This window comes from Kiloniella spongiae (genome assembly GCF_001026905.1).
GTDB lineage: Bacteria > Pseudomonadota > Alphaproteobacteria > Kiloniellales > Kiloniellaceae > Kiloniella > Kiloniella spongiae.
On sequence record NZ_LAQL01000004.1, the window covers coordinates 1 to 25,857 of the forward strand.

Sequence of the window (25,857 nt, forward strand, 5' to 3'; positions counted from 1 at the left end):
CTACGGCTCGACCCTGACCGGACGGCTGCAATAACACGTTCGCGTAGCTCCCGCGGATAGGCTTTGCCTCTACGATACATTATGACCTCCTTAAACTAAGCCTATAATGAATCACAAAATTAAATAAAAGGGAATCCATAACGATTCAAATTAAGTCGGATACGATCTAAAGTCTTTCAGAATAAACCGTCACTATTCCTGTCGACATCCCCTGGGCAGGGTGGTGCAAGCAGCGTTTTGAAAGCAGCAGAAACATCAGCGCCATTTTTTGGGGCAAAGATAAAAGGTATTCTGTCAATCCCGAACTTCTTCTAAAACTTTGATAGCGATAAAAATCAGCTCACGAACGAAAGCTTGAAACAGAAGCTACACAAAGCACTGATTGCTCTTCATGTATAGAGATTAGAAAAGTACATAAAAGAAAAGCGCCTAAAACGGCGCTTATTCTTTAGATAGTGGCGGAAGGACAGGGATTCGAACCCTGGAAGGGCTTGCACCCTTGCTGGTTTTCAAGACCAGTGCATTCAACCGCTCTGCCATCCTTCCGTACATCGTTTGAGAAGTACATTCGTCATTCTCGTCCCGACGGGCTTTGAAATATCTCCATTTGAACGTAGTGTCAAATACTTAGATAATAAAAAATGACATTTTTTATTTTTTTTTATTTTTTCTGACAAAAAATGCAAAAGGAGCCACAGGGCTCCTTTGGTTCTAGATCATATGAACACGCATCACACCTTAGAAAAAGTGATAGATATCAATCACCTGTTCGTCTAATCATCTCTATGATTTCAACACAGAGGCGATCTTCTTTAATCATCACCTCACCGCGGGCAATCATTTGATCATTGATAGAGATATCAATTGTGTCACCGATATACTTATCAAGCTCGACAACCGCACCACGTCCCATCTTCAACAATTGGCTGACAGGCATTTGTGCTGTACCAAGAATCGCAGATACTTCCAACCCCACACCATGTACGGCGGGAACGTTCTCATCTATAACAGAGGAATCTGATGCTGTCGTCTCCGGTTCAGCAGGTGCAGGTGCAGGTGCAGAATCGAACATGTCATCCACATCATCATTGTTCATAGATTCTTCATCAGACATGAAGTTACCTTTTATATAATTTATCTGTAAACAGAATACGCTGGCTTACAGATCTTAGCTATCAAAATAATTGGCAATAAGAATTCGTGTTTCAGGACTCATTTCAACAAAAACACCTGCCATTGTTTCTTTGTCTGGTTCAATTCGAACAATAATTGATTTACAGTCAAATTCCAACGCACCACCATCCAATTCAAGACGAAAATGAATGTCGACGTGATCGCCGCGCCTCAGAGGACCATCATAACCTGTAATGGCATATCCGCTGGAGCTCCAGTTATCCAAAGAATAATCAATATTATTAACGGCAACGGTTCCAATAACACCGAATTCACGACCTTCGCGGCGTATTTCTTTTTTACCAAAAAGCTTATCTAGCAAATTTTTGATCATGCCCGGGCGAGATCCTTAAAATAAATATAACAATACAATAAGTTGTAAGATCCCATAAAAATGAAAACAAGATGTTAACTCTACGTTTTCTTTTAATAGTTATATTTATGTTCTTAAAATATAAAGCACAAAGAAAAGTACTGTTAATGCGGAATCACCTTACAAATTTTATCTCAACAGCATTAATTTGTGCTGCTTTTGCCGTTTCTTCACACGATACTTTTGCGCAAAGCGGGTATATGACTCCGAATAACATTACGCGAAAGCCATTGTTAAAACCCGGATTACCAAACCAACAACTAAAGAAAGAACGTTATTTAGGTAGCCGCTTGATATATAGCACCGCAGATCCTTTGCGGGAAATCTTCACAAAAGACACCGGATTGAGCAAAGCCTGCCAACGTGGTCGCTTTAAACAGGTGAAATCGATGCAATATATCGCGGTTGTTAATGGTCGAAAATATGGGGCAGCGTTATATCAACGAAACATGCTCCATGATCCCCAAAAGCTCGCCGAAAAAGATAAAATTTATCTATTTAAGGGGCAGGGGACATCAAGTTGTCGCGTCTATCAGAAGCGAATATAAATTATAACAAAACATTAAACCCAACATTATTGGAAACAAGCTAGCGCTTACCACATTATTTCGGATAGAGTTCTTCTAAACATATTTGAGATCATCTATCGCGATTCGGAGCTTACTTTGTTTCTTTCAATACGCCGAAATTTTAATTTAAAAAAGCCGATTAACATTAAACCTAAAATTACCTTCTGCGGAAATCTTCTTTCGACAGTTATTTTTTCTTTAATCTTGATTCCAACCCTAATTCCGTCAGTGCAAGCTCAGACAGTTGAGAATACACCTGAACAAACTGTATCACAGATATCATTCGAACAGTGGCTCAACGAGTTTAAAGTAGAAGCAAGAAGCCAAGGCATTTCGGAACAAACATTGACCCAAAGTTTTAACGGCATACAGCCGATTCCAAAAGTCATTGAATATGACCGCAGGCAGCCAGAATTCACCCGCACTTTCTGGAGTTACCTGGATCGAGCCGTAAATACGCAGCGTATAAAAAAAGCACAACAACTTCAGATAACCCACAAAGAATTACTTGATAGCATAAGCAAAAAGTACGGGGTTCAAAGCCGTTTCCTTCTTGCTTTCTGGGGTTTGGAGAGTAATTTTGGTCAACATACTGGCGGATTTTCTGTTATCGCAGCCGATGCGACACTCGCATATGACACACGACGCAGTGATTTTTTTAGAACCCAGCTCCTTGAAGCCTTACGCATTATAGATGAAGGCCATATCACACCAGAGAAAATGCAAGGGTCATGGGCTGGCGCCATGGGACACCTTCAATTTATTCCTTCGACTTATAATCTCTATGCCGTAGATGAAAATGGAGATGGTCGCAAAGACATATGGCACAGTCTGCCTGATGTTTTTGGTTCAGCTGCCAATTACCTTGGGCAAATCGGTTGGGATGACCAATATACTTGGGGCAGAGAAGTTCAACTTCCTCATGATTTCAATTGGGATTTTGTTGGCCTGAACACCAAAAAAACTCTGATCGAATGGCAACAGGCTGGCATAAGAAAAATAACAGGGAACAATTTACCCGCGCTTGATCTGGAGGCGTCGCTGATCCTTCCTTCTGGCCATAAAGGACCGGCATTTCTTGTATACAGCAACTTCCGTAAAATCCTGAACTGGAACAGATCTATACATTATGCACTCGCAGTTGGACATTTATCAGATCGCATCGAAGGAAAGACACCGCTAGTTTCGCCGCGTCCTGTAGATGAACGTCCCTTACATCGAACCGAAGTTGAAGAAATACAAACTCTTCTGGCAAACCTTGGATATGATGTTGGTAAAGCCGATGGTATCATTGGGCGGAAAACCCGTGAAGGCATCCGTAACTTTCAAAAAAGAGTTGGTTTACCGGGCGATGGATATCCGGATCAAGCTCTACTATTAAAACTCAGAAAATCGTGACGATCGCAAAACATTAGATGAGACCAGAAGCGATGAGTGAATTAATCACAGAGATCACACTAGATAAGATTGATAAGACTTGGATAGAAGCATACAATCTTTTTCAGTATATGTATGGGGGTCTCAATGAGCTTAAATAAATTACCAAAATTTGCAGCATGCCTGACGGTTATAGGCTTAGGGTTAAGTGGCTGTGCAGAAATAGAGCTTGCCTCTCATGCAACTAAAAGCATCACCAGAAGTGATACACCGAAAACCGTCGGTCGTTACAAAGTAGGATCTCCTTATCAAGTAAAAAAAATCTGGTATTACCCTGCTGTAGATTACAGCTACAGTGAAACCGGAATTGCATCATGGTATGGCCCAGGATTTGATGGCAAAAAAACTGCGAATGGAGAGATCTATGATCAGTATGCGCTTACCGCAGCACATAGAACACTACCCATGCCATCACTTGTCCGCGTGACAAACCTTGGAAATGGACGATCAATAAAACTTCGTATTAATGATCGCGGCCCCTTTTCTAACAATCGCATTATAGATGTGTCTCGACGTTCAGCTCAACTTCTGGGGTTTGAGCTTCAAGGGACAGCAAAGGTCAAAGTTGAGATTCTCGAAGAAGAGAGCAGACAGCTTGCAGCTCAAGCCCAAGGGAAAGACTATACACCTCAGGCTGTTTCAAGTGAGAATACGACACTTGCCGCTCCGACAGAAACAGTAACTGCCGAGCCTCTGGATGCTCCGGTCGCAAGCGCACCGACGGCAAGCCAACCGACACTATCCGTACAAACAGCAAGTATTGAGCCTACTGCAAATTTTACGGATGGCGTCGTGTCCCAGACGCCTGTTGCACCCAGTAGTATTTACGTTCAGGCAGGTTCGTTTCTACAGGTTCATAATGCAGATCGGCTTCGCGCCCGGTTATCTCCTTTAGGAACCGCACAAGTTGCCAATGCTGCTGTAGGCGAGCGTACTTTTTATCGGGTTCGCCTTGGCCCTTTGACAAATGTTCAAGAAGCCGACGAACTATTAAAAATACTGCACGACAATGGTTACAATGACGCTCGTGTTGTGGTTGATTAATATCTCTGTCAATTAAGACTGACAAGAGGCCACATTTTCTCCACAAAAGCCCAGTACTCATCTAACTTTAAGTAACCAACTAGCTACCAAAGTAACTCTAAGACACTCAGGTCAGATCATTGCAAAACAAAATGAATTCAAACTTTAGATCTTCATTAAAAGCTATCTTATTCAGCGGAGCTTGCCTCCTCGTGATCACTCAATCAGCCCATGCTATTGAGACATCAGCGCGAGAAGCCTACCTGATTGATTATACAACCAAAACGGTTCTGATTAATAAAGATGCCGAAGTTTCTATGCCTCCGGCTTCCATGAGTAAAATCATGACCGCATATATGGTGTTTGAACGCCTGAAGGATGGCCGACTTTCACTGGATGATAAACTGCCTGTCAGCGAAAAAGCCTGGCGCAAAGGTGGCTCAAAAATGTTTGTCGAAGTCGGCAAAGAAGTGTCTATTCATGATCTCTTGCGTGGTATTATTGTTCAATCAGGAAATGATGCCTGTATTGTCGTAGCTGAAGGCCTTGGTGGTTCCGAAGAAAACTTCGCGTTGGAAATGACAGCGAAAGCACGCGAGATTGGCATGGAGAACAGCACCTTTGCCAATGCAACAGGCTGGCCAGATCCTGGTCAAAGAATGACAGCAAAAGATTTGGCAATCCTTGCTGATCGTATCATCACAGACTTTCCCGAATTTTATGATGTCTATTCGGAAAAATCCTTTACCTGGTCCGGTATTACACAGGGTAACAGAAATCCATTACTTTATAAAAATCTTGGGGCTGATGGTCTCAAAACCGGTCATACAGAAGAGGCCGGCTATGGCTTAACTGCATCCGCCAAACAGGGGGATCGGCGTATCATTATGGTTCTGAATGGTATGGGAAGCGCGAAAGAACGTGCCGAAGAGTCCGCACGTCTGGTTTCCTGGGCCTTTAGAGAGTTTGATAATTTCGAACTCTTCAAAGCGGGTGAAACGGTTGACACTGCAGATGTCTGGCTCGGCACAGAAAAGACTATAGATCTGGTTCCTGAAGACGATCTTCTATTAACACTCCCGCGGAACGCAAAAAATAAAATGACCGCCACAGTCAATTATGTTGGTCCGATCCAGACCCCAATTGAAAAGGGAGAAAGACTAGGGACACTGACAATAGCCGCGCCAGATATTGACACAGTTGAAATTCCGCTTGTTGCTGCAAATTCAGTGGAAAGAGAAGGCGGCTTTAGCCGTATTGTTTCTGCCTTGAATTATCTGATTTTCGGAAAATCATAACACCCATGTCCAAAGGTTTCTTTATATCCCTTGAAGGCGGAGAAGGGGCAGGAAAAAGCACGCAAATCAAACGCTTGTCCCAATTTCTTGATAAATACGGTTACAGGAATACCTGTACCCGAGAACCAGGTGGAACACCCGGTGCCGAACTTATTCGCGACCTACTAGTACGTGGTGATGCCTCACGATGGACACCAAAAACAGAAGCACTGTTGATGTTTGCGGCCCGACAGGAACACGTTGAAAAGATAATCAAACCTACTCTTGCAAAAGGAGAATGGGTAATTTGTGACCGTTTTGCAGATTCCTCTGTTGCCTATCAAGGTATAGGGCATGGCTTAGGTGCAAAAAAAATTACCGATCTTCACAATTGGGTTTTGGGCGACTTTCAGCCTGATCTGACATTGATACTGGATCTGCCCGTTTCGGTTGGCCTAGGCCGCACACGAGGACATGATCTCGGCGAAAACCGCTTTGAGGGAATGGAAACATCTTTTCATGAGCGTATGCGTGAAGGTTTTTTATCAATTGCAAAAGAAGCCCCTGATCGCTGCGTGGTCATAGATGCCACACAATCGCTGGATGACGTAGAAAAATCTATAAGAGAAGCTGTCACCAATAAGTTTACCGGATCTTTCGATGGCTAAAACAACCCGGAAGAAAGCACAATCAGAACCCGACCTCATTGACCATCCCAGGTTAACACAAGATCTGGTTGGTCACACAAAGGCAGAAGAAACTCTTCTGAGGGGATTTAATTCCGGTAAACTTCCGCATGCATGGATGCTGACTGGTCCCAAAGGCATTGGCAAAGCAACACTTGCCTATCGTTTTGCCCGCTTCTTGATGAATCAAATCAATGAAGATGAAGGTAATAACCTCTTTGGCGATAGCGCTCCGCCGACAACACTGGATATTGGTATAGATAACCCCGTTGCCAAAAGAATTGCAGCGAGCGCGCACGGTGATCTCGTAACGCTTGAATTAAGTCCGGATGAAAAAGGCAAGACGCGAACGACAATTCCTGTCGATGAGGTCCGCAAGATTGTCAATTTTTCTCATAAGACATCCATCGAAGGTGGCTGGCGCATTGTTATTGTTGACGCTGTAGAAGAAATGAACACCAATGCAGCAAATGCGCTTCTCAAGGTTTTGGAAGAACCACCGGAAAAAACAGTCCTGTTACTTATATCCCATCTTCCCGGGCAAATTCTACAAACGATCCATTCCAGATGCTGTCATCTTCCGCTTGTTGCATTGGAAGAAGACACTGTTATAGCTTTACTCAAAAATAAAGCGCCAGAACTCTCGGATGATGATGCTGTTCAACTCGCTAAACTATCAGAAGGGTCGGTTGGAAAAGCACTGGATCTATGGAAAAGCGGCGGTCTTGACCTCTACAGGGAAATGATATCGTTGCTTGCGACCTTACCCAACCTGGATATGGTCAAGCTTTATGCCTTTGCCGATAAACTTTCCGGCTCTGATCCACTCGCGTTCAAAACGGGGATGGAACTTTACCTTTGGTGGCTGGCACGTTTGACGAAAACAGCCGGGCAAGGTGTCCTGCCGGACATGGTTATTCCCGAAGAACAAACACTAATCTCTGCATTAATTGAACGACATGGTCTTGCGCAATGGCTCGGCCTGTGGGAGAAGTGCTCGAAGAATTATGCCCGTGCTACCCGTGCTAATCTGGATAAAAAGCAGGTCGTTGTGACAACCTTAACGGAACTCCAAACCCTGACTGCCTGATTAACACAGAGTACCCCGGCAAGTACTGTTGATCAGGAGTTTCCTATGGCTGGATCAGAAAAAGGATCCTATTATATCACGACGCCCATTTATTATGTGAATGACAAGCCACATATTGGGCATGCCTATACCACACTGGCCTGCGATGTACTTGCTCGCTTTAAAAGGCTGGATGGCTATGATGTAAAGTTTCTGACCGGGACCGATGAACATGGTCAGAAAGTCGAGGCTTCTGCCGAAAAAGCCGGGATAGACCCACAAACATTTACAGATCAGGTATCCCAAAACTTCAGAGATCTGACAGATGTTTGTAACTATTCAAATGATGATTTTATCAGAACAACTGAAGATCGTCACAAGAAGGCATGTCAAAAGCTTTGGCAAGTTCTGGAAGATAAAGGTTTTATCTATTTAGGAAGTTACGCCGGATGGTACGCCGTGCGCGATGAAGCCTTCTATACAGAGACGGAACTGACAAAAAACGCAGACGGAAAACGTATTGCACCAACAGGCGCAGAAGTTGAATGGGTAGAAGAACCTTCTTATTTCTTCAAGCTCTCTGCTTTTGAAGATAAATTATTAGCCCTTTATGAAAATGATCCATCCTTTGTCGGTCCTAACAGCCGTCGGAATGAAGTGATCAGCTTTGTTAAAGGCGGCTTGAGAGATCTGTCGGTCAGCCGTACAACATTCAAATGGGGTGTCCAGGTTCCCGGTAACAATGATCACATTATGTATGTATGGCTGGATGCTTTGACAAATTATCTGACAGCAGTTGGTTACCCGGATGAAAGTGCGATAGAATATCAAAACTTCTGGCCAGCTGATCTGCATATGGTCGGAAAAGATATTCTGCGTTTTCATGCTATCTATTGGCCAGCTTTTCTTATGGCTGCTGACTTGCCTTTACCAAAGCGTATCTTTGCTCACGGATGGTGGACCAACGAAGGCCAAAAGATTTCCAAATCAATTGGTAATGTGATTGATCCTCTTGCATTAATTGACGAATATGGACTTGATCAGGTTCGTTATTTTATGATGCGTGAAGTTCCCTTTGGGAAAGACGGCGATTATTCAAAACAGGCGATGATTTCGCGTATGAACGGTGATTTGGCTAATGATATAGGAAATCTGGCCCAACGTGTTCTTTCGATGGTTTTCAAAAACTGCGAAGGTAAAATACCAGAGCATGGCGATTTCACAGATGCTGACAAAGAGCTTCTTGATAGCGTAAATGCGCTGCATGAAAAACTTAGAAATGATTTCGACAAACAAAGCTTTCACCGCGGCTTGGAGTCTGTTTGGAACGTTATTTCAGCAGCAAACAAGTATGTTGATGAACAAGCACCCTGGGGATTGAAGAAAACGGACCTAGCCCGTATGGGAACTGTTTTGTATGTTCTGGCTGAATCTATTCGCCAAATAGCTATTCTTCTTCAACCAGTTATGCCAGAATCAATGGAAAAGATGCTAAATCAGCTGAGTTTGCCCGTAGATGTACGAAAATTCTCTGACCTGAAAACACCACTTCCTACCGGCGTTGAAATTGATAAGCCTCAGGGCGTTTTCCCGCGCTATGTAGAGGAAGGGGGGGCATAATGATTGTCGACTCTCACTGTCACCTTGATTACTTTCTGAAAGATGGTGATCTGGAAGATGCTTTAACACGTGCGCGTGACGTTGGAATTGGATGCATGGTTACCATTGGTACCAAGCTATCCACTTTCGATACAGTTTTGGATATCGCAAAAGCAAATAATGATATTTATTGCACCGTAGGCATCCACCCACATGAAGCAGGAACCGAAGGCCTGTCATCTCCGGATATCCTGATTGAAAAAGCCAGGGATTCAAAAGTAATCGGTTTAGGTGAAAGTGGTCTTGATTACTATTATGACCACGCCCCCAGAGACCGACAGAAAGAAAGTTTCCGGGCACACATTGAAGCTGCAAGAGAAACAGGTCTCCCGCTTGTTGTTCACACCCGTGATGCAGATGACGATACCATTGCAATCATGCGTGACGAATACAATAAAGGTGCCTATCCCGCCCTAATCCATTGTTTTACGGCGGGGCCAGAACTAGCGAAAGCATCTCTGGAGATGGATTTTTATATTTCTCTATCTGGCATTATTACCTATAAGTCAGCCGAAGATATTCGCACAACAATCGCTGAAGCTCCGTTAGATCGCTTGTTGATTGAAACCGACAGCCCTTATTTGGCACCTGTCCCGATGCGTGGCAAAAAGAATGAACCTTCTTTTGTACGCCATACAGCAGAAGCTTTGGCAAATGTTAAAAAGGTAAGTGTGTCGGAAATTCATACCGCAACGACCGATAACTTTTATCGTCTCTTTACAAAAGCTCAAAGACCGACGGCAGCATAACCATGAAAATTACAATGCTAGGATGCGGTGGTTCCGGTGGCGTTCCCATTTGCTCAGGCGCTCCCGGTGGCAACTGGGGTAACTGTAATCCAGAAAACCCCAAAAACAGACGCCGAAGAGTTTCTATCCTTGTCGAACATGAAGATACGACGATTCTGGTTGATACAGGTCCTGATCTAAGAGTTCAGCTCCTGGATGCAGGTGTAGAATATGTTGATGCAGTTCTCTATACCCATGATCACGCTGATCATGTTCATGGATTGGACGAACTCAGGTATCTGGCTTATAAAGCAGGCGGTCCGATTGAAGCTTTTATGGACGAATCAGATAGAGAAATTATAACGAACCGCTTTGCCTATGCTTTTACATCTTCATGTGATCCTGAAAGTACCTATACGCCAATGATGGACGACAAAACTATTGATGGTCCTTTCAAAATTGGTTCGATTGAAATTACGCCTTTCTATCAAAACCACGGCAACACCAACTCTCTCGGGTTTCGTTTTGGCGATTTTGCTTACTCAACAGACGTGTTTGACCTTGATGGCAGAGCCTTTGAAATACTGGCAGGGGTTAAATACTGGATTGTCGATTGTTTACGCTACGAGCCGCACCCATCACATGCCCATTTTGAGAAAGCCCTGAGTTGGGTAGAACGTCTTAAGCCTGAAAGGACGATCCTTACTCATATGAACCAGCAAGTTGACTATGATGACCTCAAGTCAAAATGCCCCGAGGGTGTAGAGCCGGGATATGACGGCCTGACGTTTGAAATAAAATAAAAAGCCGAAATAAAATAGACGACAACTCAAAAAATAGGCAACGCAAAGTTCGCCGCCTATTTACGATATAAATAACTACTCGTCGAACCAGAACCCGTCAGGCTTATAAACGCCCAGCAAGGCGCCAGGTTCCCAGTTATAAAAGCCATCCTCAGGAACATTCATCAATTTATTGGATAAAGCAACTGGTTGGGGAATTTCAGCAACCAACCCAATTGTATAGGTTTCCTCTGCATTGATTTCCAAGATACGTTCCCAGATATCTTTCTTTTCTGCGGTTGATTGAGCTCTGAACCAGAGAACATAGAGATTATTCAACTCTTTCGCTTTGGTAATATCAACTTCTTCACCAGCGTTACCTTTGGTCTCAACATACTGTCCCCATTTTGGCCACTGGAATGACTGTTGTTGACGAGGCACGAGTTCAGCTGGCGAAGAATGTGGTGACAAAAGCGCATTCAGGTTGCCGTACCAAAGCGACATATTCGTTTCGCCAGAAAAAATCCTGTTACGTAAAACTTCTCTTTGTGAAGGTTTTGGATAAAGCTTAACCCCAATCTTCAACCAGGAATCTGATATTAATTCAAGGATATCTGTTTCTTCGCTACTTTCACCCGCGGTCTCAATAATGATCTTCATCGGGCGACCGTCACTTAATAAACGAAGTCCGTCTTCATCCCGTTCTGTCAGGCCCATTTCATCCAAAAGCGCATTGGCTTTTTTTACATCAAATTCTGTCCATTTTTTGAAGTACTCTTCTTTATAAAGACTGCTGCTTGGCAAGACAGTGTTGTTTCCTTCAAGCCCAAGTCCATAATAGAGCACCTGATTTAATTCATAGCGGTTAGTGGCCAGAGATAACGCATGCCGGAATCTTTTATCGCGGTTCAGTTTACGCCACTCCGGATCTTTCGCATTCAAATTCGGATAGAGCGCAAATTGTGATCCACGAACTGTCTTCCAAAGACGCACTGAATACCCGTTTTGATCGTCGTTTCCTTTCAAGAAAGTATAGTCAGAAAAATTAAGGCCTCTGGATTGTAAATCAGAATCTCCAGAACCTACCTTTGCTGGAATCAAGCCACCTCCGGCTACTGACAGTATTAATTCATTCGCATAAGGAAGCTGATGCCCGAATTCATCAATCCTGTGATAGAAAGGGTTTCTCTTGCCAACAAATCTTGTTGAGGGCGGTTTAACCGTATTAATCCAAGGCTGCAATGTTGGCAGTTTCGGGTTGGTAAATTTATACTGCCTTGCTTTACGATTATGAAGCTGTACCCAATTACGTGCACCAGCTTTTGCGACACGTTGTTCCAAATCATCAGCATCGACATATTTTGCATGAAACTGCTTCATATAATGCGAAGGCTGGAAAAGATAGAGCGGGCGCGTCGCCGCCAAACTTGGAAGGAAAAAGGGGTTTGGTACCGACCAACTATAACGAACGGTCACTTCGTCAATAATCTCTACGGTAGGCATTTCCCCATCGACAAGTAACTCAGCAGGGGGGCCAAAAGGCCTTAAATTACTATCATTAGCAACATCGTCCCAAAAATACTTGAAGTCAGCCGATGTAAAGGGATGGCCGTCAGACCATTTATGTCCCTTTCGAAGTGTCAGAGTAAAAATACGGCCTTCTTCAACTTCCAGCTTATCCAGAATATCTGTCTTAAAATCCAATTGAGGCGTATAACCAATAAGACGGGCATAGCCATAAACAGAAAACAGCCGAACATCTTTCGATTTTGCAATCAAACTTCGGATTGAGCCACCGTATTTTCCCGCTTTCCAGCTATGACTTTGCTTAACAACGAATGGCGCTTCGGGAATGCGCTCTGTAATTGGGGGCATTTCACCATTAATGACTCTTCCCTCAAAAACAGGAACTTCTTGAAGTAAATCAGGGTTAAAGTCAGAAGAAGGAGAGAGATAAGTTTCAGCAAAGCTTGATGATACTCCAGCCGAAAGGCTTACTATCATCAACGATTTGATCAATGTTTTTAAAAATTTACCCACTATTATGTTCATTTCTCTCTCATTACTACCGAAAACCAACCACGTTATCTTAGCTTCACCATCTATCTAAGGTCATCAATTATACGGTAGATGGGATCCAAACTACTTGCACCAAGCTTTTCAGATCGATCTGGAGACCAGCCCTCAAACTCATTAGGTGTGTCTGCCGTATCCTTAAAAGGCATTTCAAGGGTCATTGACAGGCAATCATGTGTCTCAGCTGTATTGTTGCTGCAGATTGTGAGGTTGGCTTTCCCCGGTTCATTCTGAGGGTATCCATGAGCTATTTGGAAATCTGGATTTGCTTCCATATAATGGGCTTGAAAACGATCCAGTAAATTTAACAGGCGGTCGTCAAAAGACGGAATGCCGTGTGTTCCTGCAATAAAGTTATGTGGGATAGCTTCATCACCGTGAATATCGAACATAAGATCAACACCGGTTTCCATCATTTTCTCACGTACATGATAAACCTCAGGACTCTTTTCTAATGAAGGGGCCTGCCATTCACGGTTCAGGTTTGACCCAACAGCATTAACACGGAGATTACCACGACGACTGCCATCCGGGTTCATGTTCGGAACAACATAAAAAACGGCTTTCTTTAACAGCTCTCGTGCTATGGCATCATTTTCATCTAACAAGCGCCCCAGAAAACCTTCCATCCAGAACTCTGTCATGCTTTCGCCGGGATGTTGTCTTCCAATAACCCAACATGATTTTTTGTTCTTATCTGCTTCACCAATGGTTAAAAGATCGATATCTTGTCCGTCAATTGTCTGTCCCAAGACGTCAAGAGTAACACCTTGACCATGCTGAGCTTCAGCAATGAGATCCGCGTGACGTTCCATAGAGTAGGGGGCAAAATAAGCGAAATAGACCGAGTTATATCCCGGTGTAAATTCAATTGTTAATGTTTCACCGTCATAAGAAGTGGTCGGTACTCTGAACCAAGTCTCGCGATCATAAGAAGCGACAGCCTGATAGTTTTCCCATCCACCAGGATAGGCTGCACCACCTGCATTGAGAATTTTTAGAGCACACGCCTGATCCTGTGCACCACTTAGACGAAAGTAAAACCACTGATAAAAATGGGAATTCGTGTCTGATTCGATTTCTAACTGGATATCAGAAGGATTATCAGAAGACAGACAGCGAATGTTACCTGCATCAAAGTTGCTTGAAATACGGATCATTAGAATATTACTCGTTTAATTACGCTTATACATTTGGGCATTAGAATACCTGATACGTAACAAGCAGCAAGCTTTGTATATCTCTGCTCTTGAATCTTTTTTTGATAAAGGTATGGAATAAAAAAACGATGTAACAAAAGTATATTATTATGAGATTATCAGCTCCTACATTATCATAGATACAATAAAGTAACCCAATTATGCCCCTGATTTTTCATTACAAATAAAAAATATTTTCATCTGCTTTATAAAATTTCTCTATTGAAAGTTATTATCTACAATCCAATTTACCTGTGGCAAAATTGCGCACCGGATTGAAATTTGTTTCAACAACAGGTAGTGTAACATTCCAAACTACAGAGAAAGGTAGTTGTATCATGCGTAATAAGCCCACCTATTTACCAGTGATACTTAAGTCTTCTGGTTGGGTTCTAAGCCGAATTGGAACGCTGCTGGCTACAATTTTTGCTGCTAGTGCATTTGCAACACTTCTCCCCATACTAGGGAGAAATAGTCAGTTATTACTGGAACCACTTATGATGTCGGCCCTGATTGCTGCGATAATAGCAATAGGCGGTTTCTTGATCGTCAAGTGGACTGAACACAAGTTTGGCAATCCGCTACAGGATTTTCCAGCAACACTGTAAATAAGCGTTTTCATCATTACTTTTTACTTTGTTATCAGGAAATAACACATTGTTATTTCCTGATTTTTTATGAACTTGAATTTGAGAATTATTTCATTATCGGTAACCTTTGTTAACCTTAGATGTAAAAACTTTCGCCCCTTGGTTACACCCTGCTTACCCTTTCGATTGACGGCGCCCAGAGTTGACAGTACCCGGGCAGGCAACCTAACATCCTCCTATAATTTATCGAGTATACGTTCGCTCTACTCACCTTCAAAAATATATACATACCTCCGATAGGAAGTCCTGATGAAACATTTCAAGAAAATCAGTCTTGCTGCTATTACCTCCATGGCTATAGCCATGCCGTCAATGGCAGAAACACGCATAACCTACAAATCAGCAAAAACAACATCTTCCTATTATCAGATGGCCGTTCAAATAGCAGAAGCCATGAAAGCCGGTTCATCCGGCAACATTATGGTTACAGTGGAAGAAAGCCAGGGATCCGTACAAAATGTTATGGAAGTCCGAGCCAGAGGAGGAGACTATGTTTTCACGACACCTCCGGCACTGGTACGGTTAGCTAAGGCTGGAAAAGCAATGTTTGAAGGAAAAGGTGATCCGAAATTCAACGAAATCAGAGCTTTATTCCCCATTCCCTCGCTTACAATGCACTTCGTCGTATCCGAAAATAGTGGCATCAAGAATTTTGCGGGTTTAGAAGGGAAAAAAATTCTCTTGGGCAAGGGATCATTTGGCGCCAAGGAAGGCGCTAAATATCTCAAGTTATTCGGCTTAGAAGGAAAAGTGGATCTTGCAAACGTAGAGCTTTCCAACGCAGTTCCAGCCTTGAAAAATGGTCAGATAGATGGCTTTGTCACAGCGGGTTCTTATCCTGCTCCAAACGTCATAGAAGCCGCGGCATCAACTGGTGTGAATGTGCTCTCCTTAACATCGGATCAAATTAAAGCTTCAAAACGCAAAGAATTGACCATTCCGGCGGGGACCTACAGCGGGCAGGATGGAGACATTACCACAACGTCACTACCCGTTGTCGCCTACACAACTACTGCCATGAACGATGATACGGCCTATCAACTCACTAAAACCTATTGGGAACAAAAAGAAACCATGGGTCAGTCAGCAGCATGGTGGAATGGCGTCAACAAAGATTTATTATCGAACATCGAGGGGAAAATTCACCCCGGTGCTGTTCGTTATTATAAAGAAAAAGGCATGACACTTTCTAGCGTACAACAATAGCCCGCGCTTCTTGTAAAAAACAAAATCCCGGCTGTATTATCAGTCGGGATTTTCGTATCAACACCATTCAATATTAGCAGTGATATCCCATGCCTGAAAATTCATCCAAGTCCATACGCATTCTATGCTTTGTTCTTGCGACGTTGTTTGTTGTCTTTCACATCAGTTTAATTTTTTCAGGCTTGGTACCCAATCTGGTTAGCCGTCCTCTTCACCTTGCCTTTATTCTTCCCTGGGTTTTGATCCTTGGCACTCAAACCGACGCGATATCACGCATAACAGGTGTTATTATAGCCGCCGCCGGTACCGGGGCAGCTCTATGGGTTGCCTTTAATCATAACCAACTGAGCGATCAATACGGTTTTCTGGAAAACGATTTCCAAATAGCTATTGCTGTTACTCTACTTCTTGTTGTGCTCGAATCTGCAAGGAGAGCCATTGGCTGGCCCTTACCAATTGTAGCTGTATTTGCACTTCTTTACGGTCTCTTCGGACAATACATACCCGGTGAATTTGGCCATGCGGGAACGCCCATAAAAAGTTTCCTTGGCACCCTGACAATTGCTGAAGGCGGTATTTGGGGCAGTTTAACGGGAGTTTCTGTCAGTGTAGTTTCAATCTTTGTTATATTTGGCGCCGTGTTAAACGCTGGCGAAGCCGGACAGGGCTTTATGAATGTTGCCGCTGCTGCCGCCGGGCGTTTAAAAGGCGGTGCGGCAAAGGTATCAGTCATTTCCTCAGCTTTATTTGGCTCCATTTCCGGTTCAGCCTCTGCAAACGTTGCTTCAACTGGTGCAATTACCTTGCCTGCCATGACACGCCTCGGCTATCCCAAACGTCTTGCCGCCGCCGTTGAGGCTGTTGCATCTTCTGGTGGTCAAATTATGCCGCCATTAATGGGGGCAGGGGCCTTTGTGATGGTTGAACTTACAGGCATTCCCTATACCAGTATTATGAGCGCGGCAATCTTACCCGCCATCCTGTTTTTTCTGGCCGTCTGGGTTGGAATCAACGCCTATGCCCGCAACCAAGATCTCAAGGGAATAGAAGATAAAGACAGGCCAAGTACAAAGGATGTTTTTATTACATCCGCCTTCTTTCTAGTGCCCTTTAGTGTTTTACTTTTGGGCATGTTTTATTTCAACTACACGCCACAATACGCAGCATGCATGGCAATTATTGCTGGGTTCTTGCTATTATTCTTCACAAAAAATCTGATATTTAACTTAAAAGAAACTCTTTATCGAATTGAAAACACTGCTATTAATTCGGCCAAACAGGTATCCATGATCGCGGCGATCATACTCTGCGCTTCGATCATCATTGGAGTATTATCCATTACTGGTTTAGGTGTTAAAATTACCTCTCTGATTCTCTCTGGATCAGGCGGTTTACTCTGGCCTTCGATCTTTCTGACAGCTTTAGCCTGCCTTATTCTGGGTATGGAAGTTCCAACCACCGCAGCCTATGTGATATGTGTATCAGTCGCAGGTCCGGCACTAACCCAACTAGGTCTTACACCACTTCAGGCCCATCTGTTTGTTTTCTGGTTCGCACTACTTTCAACAATCACGCCGCCTGTTTGCGGAGCTGTCTTTATCGCCGCGGGCATGATAGGGGAAAACTGGTTTAAAGTAGCTTTAACGGCAATGGCTCTAGGTGTCGGCCTTTATATTATCCCACTGGGCATGATCGCGAACCCGGATATCCTAAGTCTCTCCGAAACACCACTGATGGCCTTGATTGCATTCGCACAAATTGGGCTAGGATTGACCTGCATTTCTTACGGTCTAATTGCTATAAAATCTGCTATTGCCAAGCTAGGTCTCATTGTATCTGGTATAGCAATTATATTTGTTCCCGATCTTATCATATGATTTCACATGGCGAGAAAATTTTACGTGTTCAAAAAATTGATGGCTATCTTGAAGGCACTTATTTAAAAACTGATATCATCAATCAGAATGAACAAATCATCTTAATCATACCGGGATCAGGACCAACTGATAGAGACGGCAACAATCCACTTGGCATACGCGCAGCAACTTATAAACGCTTAGCAAAAGACCTTGCTAAAAAGGGCATAAGCTCTCTCAGAATTGATAAACGAGGGCTTTATGGAAGCAGTTCTTCAACAACAGATCCAAACAATGTCACTGTAAATGATTACGTTGAAGACATCATTGATTGGGTCAACTTAATCAAAAAAATATTGGTCATAAAAATATTTGGATATTAGGTCATAGTGAGGGCGGACTGATCGCGCTAAAAACGGCCCTCAATTCGAAAGTTCCCGTCTATGGCCTTATTCTCGCTGCTACAGCAGGTGTATCGTTTGGACAGTTATTAAGAAAGCAACTAAAGCAAAATTCACCTAATATAACAATTACAGAAGATGCCTTTTACATCATAAAGCAGCTTGAAAATGGTCAACATGTTGAGATGACATCCTATGACAACTCATAAAACTGGAAATAGCATCTGATATTGTCAGGGAGATTTGTAAATTTATCGCAAATCAAAATTTTCAAAAAATGTAAAAACCTTTCACGATTTCTATCCTGAGATCACCGGAATCTGTCTTCTGAAATTTATCATTATTGACAGGATCAAGTTTCCTGAAGTACTGGTAACTTCTTATTCTACAGGAGTTACGGTTTATGGATTGGGAAAAAGTTTTTGCCACGCGGTCTTCACGTATGAAGGCGTCCGAAATTCGGGAGTTACTCAAGCTTCTGGATCAGCCAGATATTATATCATTTGCTGGCGGTATTCCTGATCCCGCGCTTTTCCCAACCCAAGAATTTCAACAAGCTTTTGCCAATACCCTGACAGGCGACAAACAGACAACAGCACTACAGTATTCTGTTAGTGAGGGTTATGTTCCTCTACGTCAGTGGATTGCTAAACAAATGGAAGGCCTTGGCATTCCCTGTAGTGTTGACAATATTCTAATAACATCAGGGTCACAGCAAGCCCTGGATTATTTGGGCAAGCTCTTACTGTCGCCAAATGATACTGCACTTGTAACCTGGCCAACTTATATGGGTGCACTTGGGGCCTTTAATGCCTACGAGCCCAACTATGATCGCCTGATTGCAAATGGCAACCGTTCGGCCAAGGAATACCAAGAAACCGCTGCCGAAAAGAATAGCAGAGTAAAGTTCGCCTACATGTCCGTGGATTTTGCCAACCCGACCGGGGAAACGCTTGATCGTCCCGGGCGTGAAAAATTGCTGGATCTGGCAGAAGAGCTCGATATTCCTGTGATCGAAGATGCTGCATATCAATCTCTTCGGTATGACGGAGAAGCAATTCCGCCAATCCTGGCCATTGACATAGAACGTAAAGGTCATATCGACGAAACCCGCACGCTATATTGCGGTAGTTTCTCAAAAACACTTGCACCGGGACTAAGAGTAGGGTGGGTCTGTGGGGCCCAGTCCGTTATCAGCAAACTCGTTTTAATGAAACAAGCCGCCGATCTGCATAGTTCAACCATCAACCAAATTGCGATCCACGAAGTCGCTTCCAAAGGCTTTGATAAGCAGGTTGCCAAAATCTTCACCGCCTATTCAACTCGACGTGACTCTATGCTGGCTGCACTGAAAGAGCACATGCCAGAGAGCGTAAGCTGGACAAAACCAGAAGGCGGGATGTTTATTTGGCTAACACTGCCCAAACATCTGGATGGGGCCAAGCTCTTGGCAAAATCAATAGAAACACAGCGTGTCGCCTTTGTTCCCGGGCACGCATTTTATGCAGACGGATCTAATCGCAACACTATGCGGTTGAGCTTCTCTCAGGCAAACGAAGAAACCATCAATGAAGGTATTCGCAGATTGGGTCTTTTGCTGAAATCTGCATAATCTAGCGACCATCATTTGGACAAAAGAATGGGGTGAGTGTCGAATTACTTACCCCGAATTAACAATTTCTGTTTTATCACAAAACCTTATGCAGATATTTTTGTTTATTATTCAAATGTATAGGATCCTAAGTCACAAAGATCCAAACCGAAATCTTCGATAACTTCTCCATCTTCAAAATCAGCTCTTATATCATATTCACAAGTTTCCATTCCATCAGCTATCAGAACATCAATTTCATACCCGGAATCGAGGAAGCCACCAGCCATTAGATTACTCTCCCAATCCCCAGAACTTGCCGGGGATACATAAAAAGAAACAACAGGACTGCTTGATTCATTAATCAACAGAAATATCAGATCTTCAGCCCACGCAGTATTCACCCAAAACAGACTGATCGTAACTACCGTTAATCTAAAGAGTTTCTGGATCAAAGTACTTTTCCTAAACAACCATTCACATAAAAAGAAATGTAACTCATTCCAGTTCACTGACAAACATCTTTTCTTTTGCTTTAATTTACCAAAGCATCACTATCAACAGTCACACCATATGACCTGACAATTTCATCATAACGACCTGATTTTTTTATCTTTTTCAACGCAACATTAAATTTGTCACATACTTCCTGCTTTGCAAAAACGGATCGGAAATGACTGGGGGGAAATAGTTCATGGTAGGTAACCTCCGGGTTTTCAATTCCGTTCGTATTAGCTAGATTACGACTAAACCATTGGAAGATATATTTATCTGCAATAATAACATCCGCGCGCCTGGTAAATAGCATTTTACTTTGCGTGTTTTGATCACCAATTTCTCTATACAATCCATTATTCTTGGCTAACTCTTTGAAGTTTTGGCCTAAATAATTGCTAGCATTTTGGAATGCGATGACTCTTTTATCTTTCAAATCCCCAATACTATTGATCTCTAAACCATTTGATTTCAATGTGATGGCATAATTTCTATAGGTGATATGAGAATTTGTATAACATCCCGGAAGATTTTCTAATCCCGTCGACATGATGCCATCCATCCGACCCGCCCTAAATTCAGCAAGTTTTCGGGCGAGGGGGACGTATCGAGCTTTCATCCGATAGCCCGCAAGTTCAAGGGTTTCTTTGAGAATATCATATTCAATACCGCGGTTTTCACTCTGTATAATATAGGGCGGTATCGATGATCCAACAGCAATTTTGAGTTCTTTTGCAGACGCTTTTGAAACACATAAAGCGCACATGATTATCCACAGGATCGTTTTCATCATCTAAATCCAATCAAACCATAAATCAGATTTTCTCCTCAAAACATATTAATCTACGTTTGGAGAGATTCAATTTTGTTCAATTGAATCAACTCTACAAGCACACAACTTAAAATATTATTTAAACCAAAAAATTCACGTAAAAAAATTTTGAATTTTTACTCTTCAGAAAATTTATTATATACTTCTTGACGGCCAAATAGTGATAAGAACCAGATGTTAATAAACATTTTTTGTTCACTCGTCAGAGATATAATCACCTTCAAACTTCTTAAGATTATCGTCAATCTGATACCAGTCAGGTTTAGATCCCGTATGAATGTGAACTGTTGGTCGTATTCCCGGATCATCATCGAGCGCAGAGGCAGCAACAACATATATGTCACCCGTGACCATATCGCCCAATGAAGTCCCGCAATCTTTGCAAAAACACCGTTCCAATTTCCATTTTGGCCCGGTAGGAACTTTTGCAATTTTTTCTTGTCCTTCAATTACTTTGAGATCATCAGCCTTACCAATCAATACAGCCGAAAAAACACCCGCAGCTTTACGACACCTTGAGCAATGACAATAACTCAAAGAAGAGGGTTCTCCTGAAATTTCAAACTTAACCGCGCCACATAGGCAACTTCCATTAATCATCTTATGCTCTTTCTTCAAAACACTCCACAAAAGGAACGTAGCATGAACACAATTCAATTGGGTAGTGATAATTTAAATTCGAAAGCAAGAAAACTACTCATAACTAAAGGACATAAACAGAGTAACAGTTTTATAAATCACTAATTCGCATAATGTATATTATGGAAAATTATTTAAGAAAGGTTTCCAGAAAGCTTGGAATATTATTTCTGATCGCTTTAACCGATTATTTCCACCTGTCATGGCAAAAGGATTCGCTCTCGCATCTTAAAGTTCAGGTAGAGCAACAATATGGATAACTATTTCAGACAGTCTTTCTTTTCTCTCGACCCGGTGTCATGCCTTTCACTTGCCGATCATATGGAAGCACACGCCAAGGTCTTGAGACGTCATGCAGAAACAATTGACGCAGATAGAACGGCTGGACTTCGCAAACAAATGAGGATCAAACGAGCATCAAAACTTGCACATGCTCAATCAAAAACAGGCTCCACAGATCGTAGCTCTGTATTCAGTGCAGCAATGGCTTTCCGGCTTCCTATCGAAGTCGTGAAAGCCAATTTTGAGCGACTACAGAAGAAACAGGCCCAAAAAGACCTGATCGCCAGAAACAAGAAGATTATCAGCCTTAGCAGACAAGGCCATTCTTCCAGAACCATCGGTCGTCATTTTGGGATTTCTCACACTACGGTATTAAAAATACTTAAAGGGGTTTAGCCCCTTTCCATTACAAACAAGAGCAAATCAATCCACTTTTGTCCTTCAATCACTTTCCATATCAAATCATAAGGTATTGATGTAATAGCTAATATAAATGTGAATATAACCATCATATTGTTCAAATTCATTGAATCATTATGCATTTTCTCTTTTTGTTTATCCTTATCAACAGTAGCAAGAGCTCTACCAGTTATCTTGTGTCTTATTGCGTCAACTCTTGCTAAATCTTCAGACTCACACAAAGATGAAATGTAGAGACTAAGTAGCTCTGATAATTTCCCATATTGGTTAGATCGATAAATTTGCTCATTAAAGATGTAACATAATATTTCATTGTTGCTAAAAGGAGAATTATTTCCAGTTATAGCTCTTTCAACTAATATCTCTAGAATTTTTGAGCGTGTAGGAAGAATATATGTTCTTTTGTTAACAATGAAATTTAAAAGCTTATCTTTAAGAATATTCAACCTATAAATTTGTGATATTCCTGTTAGGACATAATCTTGAAAATTTTCATATCTGGTTTGATAAACACCTTTGAAATGAAGAATTTGAAAGGTTAATAAATTAATAGCATTAAAAGGTATAGTTGCTTCATATTGAAATCTATCAACATTCCAATATTTTCCTTCTAGACCATATTCGGTAATCGTGTCTACGCACATTAAAGGAATATTGCCATCGTATAAATAAATAGCAAAACAGTTGATTGCTTTCGCACCGGGGCCTGATCTAGGAAAACTTACAGGACAATTTTCTTTAAGTAACCTTCTTAGTACCCATTTTTGAAATGAATTCATTAAATTAATCTCACAATGATAAACATCTAATATATGAGATATATACTACCTTTTTATTCGTAACTCTATTATGATTTCTTTAATTTAACTAATCGCCAAAACAGCCATAGCACCCAAAATCCAAGGCAACCAATCCATAGGCTTTTCGACCAGATTACCCTCTGTAATATCGACCGTTAGAACGTCTTTAACTGTTCCATCCAAATTAACAATACCGATACCCGGTACAGAGAAAACAGGCGGGTATTCGCTGTAAAAATCTGGATCATTTGGGAAGTTCACTCCGGGATAACGCGCACGGAGAATGGCTATCTGTTCATCGTAATAGTTAGATCGCCCAAGCTCATCAAGATTACGCCACAAGCCCATTATTTCGCCCTTCCCTTTAGCTTTTCAACAGTCCGCAAGCCACCCAAACCAAGCAGCCCCATAAGAACGGCGCTCATTTGGTCCATATCAATACCCGGCGGGATAGAAACAGCTTCCCCGGTGTTCGTAATCACCCAAGCCATGAGATCACGCAGGATATAGTTATAGGCCATTGCAGCGCCACAGACCCAGATAATAAAGGGCCGACCACCAGCCACAAAAATAGACCTGTGCGACGCCTCGACCTTGTTTATTTCAGCTTGTATCAAATCTGCTTTCTGGGCCAGCCGTTGCTTGGCAAGCTCTAATGTCATTGCTTCTTCTTCTGTGGTCCAGAGGTCATCGACAATATTGCCAACGGCCTTTACTGCACTGACGACCTCACCACCTAAGAGCTTATCAAGCATTGATCAAATACTCTAAATGCGTGACCCGCTTGTCAAAGTTCCACGCAACAAAAAGCAGAACGTAGACACCGACATCACCACCAGCAGACAACAATTTTAACAGCCTGTCTTCCATATCAGCCCTTTTTCATTTGCTGATAGCCGAAGTATAAAGCGCCGGCACCGAGAGCGATTTTCAAGGCCCCGTTGCCAGCATTATTAACCCCGTCCCCGGCTTGCTTTACCCCGATACCCCCAAGCAGGACACCGCCCCCAAGTGCCATAATTAGCCAATGCATTATTTACGCTTTGCCTTTACGACACGACCACCCTTTGCATAGCGGTAGCCCTTTTTCAGACGCCCGTTTGACTTGGTTCCGGTCTTTGCTTTTTTACGTGCCATAGTTACCTCCTAAGCTACGTTGGTATAAAACAAATGCGACCCAAGAGCCGCGCTTAATGTGGCGTTCTTGGTCCAATAGACCGAGATTGCCCGTGTATGGTAATGGGTTGCGCCGTTGGTGATATCTGCAAGAGATCCAGACACGGCTTGATCAGCAATTCGTAGAGCCAGCGCAAAGGCTGGATCACTATCCGTTACTGCCAATAACTTGGCCCGGTTAGGATCGTTATGGTTCCACGCACTGAATTGCCATTTCTGTGTTGCCACAGCCGCAGGAGTAGAAGGCCAACGACGGTCCCTCACCCGGTTCATAATGACATTTGCGACCGCTTGCATACCCTCTGCCCCCTCTGAACGGGCTTCGCCCCAGAGTGTCCGAGCAACCGTATCAACGTCAGAACTATTCATCTTTCTTCCCCAATAGATCAGGCCGATAGCAGCCAGTACGGCTAGCGTTTCCATTACAAAATGTCGTAATTTATTGATGCATATAGTTGGTTAGTTAACTGTTTGGCCCATACACCTAACCCGGCTTCTAAATACATATTATGATATTCAGCACTGTCACCAATAGCGACGACCCTACGAAACTTTGATGCATTTGCGTAAGCCGTTGCAGGCGACACAGTATCGAAAGCAAGCACCGACCAGTTCCCATAGGCAATCATGCTTAATTGCCGAATGATAATTCCGTTCACATTGACAGACGGATTTATGAGATTGTGAAAGAAGTTTCCACCAGCCGCCGTAAAACTCGCGGAATGCTCACCCAATGGCACAATACCCGGCTTATCCTTTTCAGCTACAACCGGAAAATTTATGACATTCGCCTGTAAAACCCCTGTAAGACTTAACCTGCTATCGCGGATATCACCGAAGCCTACAGCCAGAGTGATTTCAATTGGCGCGTTTGCCTCATTCTCTACCCGGATATAATCAAAGGTTTCGCCCTCATCAGCTTTGACCGAAAAGCCCTGATAGAACAGGCTTGGCGTATCATCTTCAAAGCCAAGCAAAAAGGCCGTAGGTGCCTCAATACAAGCAACCACATTGCCCCGGATTGTGACCTTTTCGGACTGGTTCGCACCAATCGTAACCTTATGGACTGCATACCGTCTTTTACTCATTATGACCTCTTAAAAATCAGCCATGCCACACCCAAAGGCAGCACATATTTAACAACCTTGTCAGCCAATGACGCTTCAGCATTGAATGACCGCTCTACAGCCCCCAGAGCCTTATCAAATACCGCCTCCGTTCTGGCTGCTTCTTTGCCAAATGCATCTAATGAAGCTTCATAAGCCTTGTCGATAAGCTCAAAAGCCCCGCCATCAGTGATATTCACATTGTGACCAGAGCCAGAGACAGCCAAGCCTCCAAAGGCATTGGTTGAATTGGCACCGTTTGCAATGGCTTCATCTGTGGCAGCAACCCGGCTATCAGTGGTATTGATAACCGTCGATGATTTACTTTTTGAACTGGAAAACAGACCCATAT

Annotated in this window: 30 protein-coding genes and 1 tRNA gene; 15 read left to right on the top strand and 16 right to left on the bottom strand. The window is 42.8% G+C overall.

What is annotated here, in order from left to right:
* Positions 1 to 456 precede the first annotated feature (456 nt).
* The 3 genes from WH96_RS06425 to WH96_RS06435 form a co-directional block, all read right to left on the bottom strand.
* A tRNA-Ser gene (locus WH96_RS06425) sits at positions 457 to 546 on the bottom strand.
* Between the two features lie 211 nt (positions 547 to 757).
* Positions 758 to 1,114 (bottom strand): FliM/FliN family flagellar motor switch protein, encoded by a 357-nt coding sequence (locus tag WH96_RS06430; RefSeq protein WP_047763367.1) that lies wholly within the window; start codon positions 1,112 to 1,114, stop codon positions 758 to 760.
* A gap of 54 nt (positions 1,115 to 1,168) precedes the next feature.
* Positions 1,169 to 1,507, bottom strand: a complete 339-nt coding sequence (locus tag WH96_RS06435) for a PilZ domain-containing protein (protein ID WP_047763368.1) — start codon at positions 1,505 to 1,507, stop codon at positions 1,169 to 1,171.
* A gap of 146 nt (positions 1,508 to 1,653) precedes the next feature.
* Between WH96_RS06435 and WH96_RS06440 the strand changes: the two genes are divergently transcribed.
* The 9 genes from WH96_RS06440 (at position 1,654) to WH96_RS06480 (ending at position 10,797) form a co-directional block, all read left to right on the top strand.
* Positions 1,654 to 2,094: a hypothetical protein gene (locus WH96_RS06440; protein ID WP_156176726.1), complete on the top strand. Its 441-nt coding sequence runs from the start codon at positions 1,654 to 1,656 to the stop codon at positions 2,092 to 2,094.
* A gap of 249 nt (positions 2,095 to 2,343) precedes the next feature.
* A complete protein-coding gene (locus WH96_RS06445; RefSeq protein WP_218045019.1) occupies positions 2,344 to 3,513 on the top strand; it encodes a lytic murein transglycosylase in 1,170 nt (389 codons plus the stop codon).
* Positions 3,514 to 3,639: 126 nt separating this feature from the next.
* Complete coding sequence (locus WH96_RS06450; protein ID WP_047763370.1) at positions 3,640 to 4,596, top strand: septal ring lytic transglycosylase RlpA family protein; 957 nt, start codon at positions 3,640 to 3,642, stop codon at positions 4,594 to 4,596.
* 191 nt (positions 4,597 to 4,787) lie between these two features.
* Positions 4,788 to 5,873, top strand: a complete 1,086-nt coding sequence (locus tag WH96_RS06455) for a D-alanyl-D-alanine carboxypeptidase family protein (protein ID WP_245629464.1) — start codon at positions 4,788 to 4,790, stop codon at positions 5,871 to 5,873.
* Positions 5,874 to 5,878: 5 nt separating this feature from the next.
* Positions 5,879 to 6,520: a dTMP kinase gene (tmk, locus tag WH96_RS06460; RefSeq protein ID WP_047763372.1), complete on the top strand. Its 642-nt coding sequence runs from the start codon at positions 5,879 to 5,881 to the stop codon at positions 6,518 to 6,520.
* Positions 6,513 to 7,628 (top strand): DNA polymerase III subunit delta', encoded by a 1,116-nt coding sequence (locus WH96_RS06465; protein WP_047763373.1) that lies wholly within the window; start codon positions 6,513 to 6,515, stop codon positions 7,626 to 7,628. The genes tmk and WH96_RS06465 overlap by 8 nt, the downstream gene beginning before the upstream one ends.
* A 45-nt stretch (positions 7,629 to 7,673) precedes the next feature.
* On the top strand, positions 7,674 to 9,227 hold the full coding sequence (gene metG / locus WH96_RS06470; RefSeq protein ID WP_047763374.1) for a methionine--tRNA ligase: 1,554 nt from the start codon (positions 7,674 to 7,676) through the stop codon (positions 9,225 to 9,227).
* Positions 9,227 to 10,015 (top strand): TatD family hydrolase, encoded by a 789-nt coding sequence (locus WH96_RS06475; RefSeq protein WP_047763375.1) that lies wholly within the window; start codon positions 9,227 to 9,229, stop codon positions 10,013 to 10,015. Before metG ends, WH96_RS06475 begins: the two co-directional genes overlap by 1 nt.
* Positions 10,016 to 10,017: 2 nt before the next feature.
* Positions 10,018 to 10,797, top strand: coding sequence for an MBL fold metallo-hydrolase (locus WH96_RS06480; RefSeq protein ID WP_047763376.1), 780 nt, complete (start codon positions 10,018 to 10,020; stop codon positions 10,795 to 10,797).
* Between the two features lie 75 nt (positions 10,798 to 10,872).
* On the opposite strand, the gene WH96_RS06485 is transcribed toward WH96_RS06480, so the two are convergent.
* Together WH96_RS06485 and WH96_RS06490 are read right to left on the bottom strand one after the other, a co-directional pair.
* Complete coding sequence (locus WH96_RS06485; protein WP_218045020.1) at positions 10,873 to 12,828, bottom strand: ABC transporter substrate-binding protein; 1,956 nt, start codon at positions 12,826 to 12,828, stop codon at positions 10,873 to 10,875.
* Positions 12,829 to 12,878: 50 nt separating this feature from the next.
* The gene (locus WH96_RS06490; RefSeq protein ID WP_047763377.1) at positions 12,879 to 14,012 is read right to left on the bottom strand and encodes a M14 family metallopeptidase; all 1,134 of its coding nucleotides are present in this window, start codon (positions 14,010 to 14,012) and stop codon (positions 12,879 to 12,881) included.
* A 377-nt stretch (positions 14,013 to 14,389) separates the two neighbouring features.
* On the opposite strand from WH96_RS06490, the gene WH96_RS06495 reads away from it, so the two are divergent.
* From WH96_RS06495 to WH96_RS06520, 5 genes are all read left to right on the top strand, one after another.
* Positions 14,390 to 14,659, top strand: a complete 270-nt coding sequence (locus tag WH96_RS06495) for a hypothetical protein (RefSeq protein ID WP_047763378.1) — start codon at positions 14,390 to 14,392, stop codon at positions 14,657 to 14,659.
* Positions 14,660 to 14,950: 291 nt separating this feature from the next.
* A complete protein-coding gene (locus WH96_RS06505; protein ID WP_047763380.1) occupies positions 14,951 to 15,907 on the top strand; it encodes a TAXI family TRAP transporter solute-binding subunit in 957 nt (318 codons plus the stop codon).
* Positions 15,908 to 15,996: 89 nt separating this feature from the next.
* Complete coding sequence (locus tag WH96_RS06510) at positions 15,997 to 17,784, top strand: TRAP transporter permease (protein ID WP_047763381.1); 1,788 nt, start codon at positions 15,997 to 15,999, stop codon at positions 17,782 to 17,784.
* A complete protein-coding gene (locus tag WH96_RS21240; RefSeq protein WP_053005743.1) occupies positions 17,781 to 18,146 on the top strand; it encodes an alpha/beta fold hydrolase in 366 nt (121 codons plus the stop codon). The genes WH96_RS06510 and WH96_RS21240 overlap by 4 nt, the downstream gene beginning before the upstream one ends.
* A 421-nt stretch (positions 18,147 to 18,567) precedes the next feature.
* Complete coding sequence (locus tag WH96_RS06520) at positions 18,568 to 19,776, top strand: aminotransferase-like domain-containing protein (protein ID WP_047763382.1); 1,209 nt, start codon at positions 18,568 to 18,570, stop codon at positions 19,774 to 19,776.
* A gap of 107 nt (positions 19,777 to 19,883) precedes the next feature.
* Here WH96_RS06520 and WH96_RS06525 read toward each other — a convergent pair whose 3' ends face one another.
* The 3 genes from WH96_RS06525 to WH96_RS06535 form a co-directional block, all read right to left on the bottom strand.
* A complete protein-coding gene (locus WH96_RS06525) occupies positions 19,884 to 20,210 on the bottom strand; it encodes a hypothetical protein (RefSeq protein WP_204248143.1) in 327 nt (108 codons plus the stop codon).
* Between the two features lie 80 nt (positions 20,211 to 20,290).
* Positions 20,291 to 21,040: a substrate-binding periplasmic protein gene (locus WH96_RS06530; protein WP_047763383.1), complete on the bottom strand. Its 750-nt coding sequence runs from the start codon at positions 21,038 to 21,040 to the stop codon at positions 20,291 to 20,293.
* Positions 21,041 to 21,277: 237 nt separating this feature from the next.
* Positions 21,278 to 21,682 carry a GFA family protein gene (locus tag WH96_RS06535; RefSeq protein ID WP_047763384.1) on the bottom strand — a complete coding sequence of 135 codons (405 nt, stop codon included), beginning with the start codon at positions 21,680 to 21,682 and terminating at the stop codon, positions 21,278 to 21,280.
* Between the two features lie 291 nt (positions 21,683 to 21,973).
* On the opposite strand from WH96_RS06535, the gene WH96_RS06540 reads away from it, so the two are divergent.
* On the top strand, positions 21,974 to 22,399 hold the full coding sequence (locus WH96_RS06540; protein WP_047763385.1) for a hypothetical protein: 426 nt from the start codon (positions 21,974 to 21,976) through the stop codon (positions 22,397 to 22,399).
* On the opposite strand, the gene WH96_RS06545 is transcribed toward WH96_RS06540, so the two are convergent.
* From WH96_RS06545 to WH96_RS06570, 8 genes are all read right to left on the bottom strand, one after another.
* Complete coding sequence (locus WH96_RS06545; RefSeq protein WP_047763386.1) at positions 22,396 to 23,202, bottom strand: hypothetical protein; 807 nt, start codon at positions 23,200 to 23,202, stop codon at positions 22,396 to 22,398. The genes WH96_RS06540 and WH96_RS06545 overlap by 4 nt on opposite strands.
* 84 nt (positions 23,203 to 23,286) lie before the next feature.
* Positions 23,287 to 23,571: a hypothetical protein gene (locus WH96_RS06550; RefSeq protein ID WP_047763387.1), complete on the bottom strand. Its 285-nt coding sequence runs from the start codon at positions 23,569 to 23,571 to the stop codon at positions 23,287 to 23,289.
* Positions 23,571 to 23,978, bottom strand: a complete 408-nt coding sequence (locus tag WH96_RS06555) for a 3TM-type holin (protein WP_047763388.1) — start codon at positions 23,976 to 23,978, stop codon at positions 23,571 to 23,573. The genes WH96_RS06550 and WH96_RS06555 overlap by 1 nt, the downstream gene beginning before the upstream one ends.
* Positions 23,971 to 24,093 (bottom strand): hypothetical protein, encoded by a 123-nt coding sequence (locus WH96_RS22640; RefSeq protein ID WP_281175838.1) that lies wholly within the window; start codon positions 24,091 to 24,093, stop codon positions 23,971 to 23,973. Before WH96_RS22640 ends, WH96_RS06555 begins: the two co-directional genes overlap by 8 nt.
* A gap of 1 nt (position 24,094) precedes the next feature.
* On the bottom strand, positions 24,095 to 24,256 hold the full coding sequence (locus tag WH96_RS21940) for a hypothetical protein (RefSeq protein ID WP_156176728.1): 162 nt from the start codon (positions 24,254 to 24,256) through the stop codon (positions 24,095 to 24,097).
* A 113-nt stretch (positions 24,257 to 24,369) separates the two neighbouring features.
* On the bottom strand, positions 24,370 to 24,822 hold the full coding sequence (locus tag WH96_RS06560) for a cell wall hydrolase (RefSeq protein ID WP_156176729.1): 453 nt from the start codon (positions 24,820 to 24,822) through the stop codon (positions 24,370 to 24,372).
* Complete coding sequence (locus tag WH96_RS06565) at positions 24,822 to 25,487, bottom strand: hypothetical protein (protein ID WP_047763389.1); 666 nt, start codon at positions 25,485 to 25,487, stop codon at positions 24,822 to 24,824. Before WH96_RS06565 ends, WH96_RS06560 begins: the two co-directional genes overlap by 1 nt.
* Positions 25,487 to 25,855, bottom strand: a complete 369-nt coding sequence (locus WH96_RS06570) for a hypothetical protein (protein WP_047763390.1) — start codon at positions 25,853 to 25,855, stop codon at positions 25,487 to 25,489. The genes WH96_RS06565 and WH96_RS06570 overlap by 1 nt, the downstream gene beginning before the upstream one ends.
* Between the last annotated feature and the right edge of the window lie 2 nt (positions 25,856 to 25,857).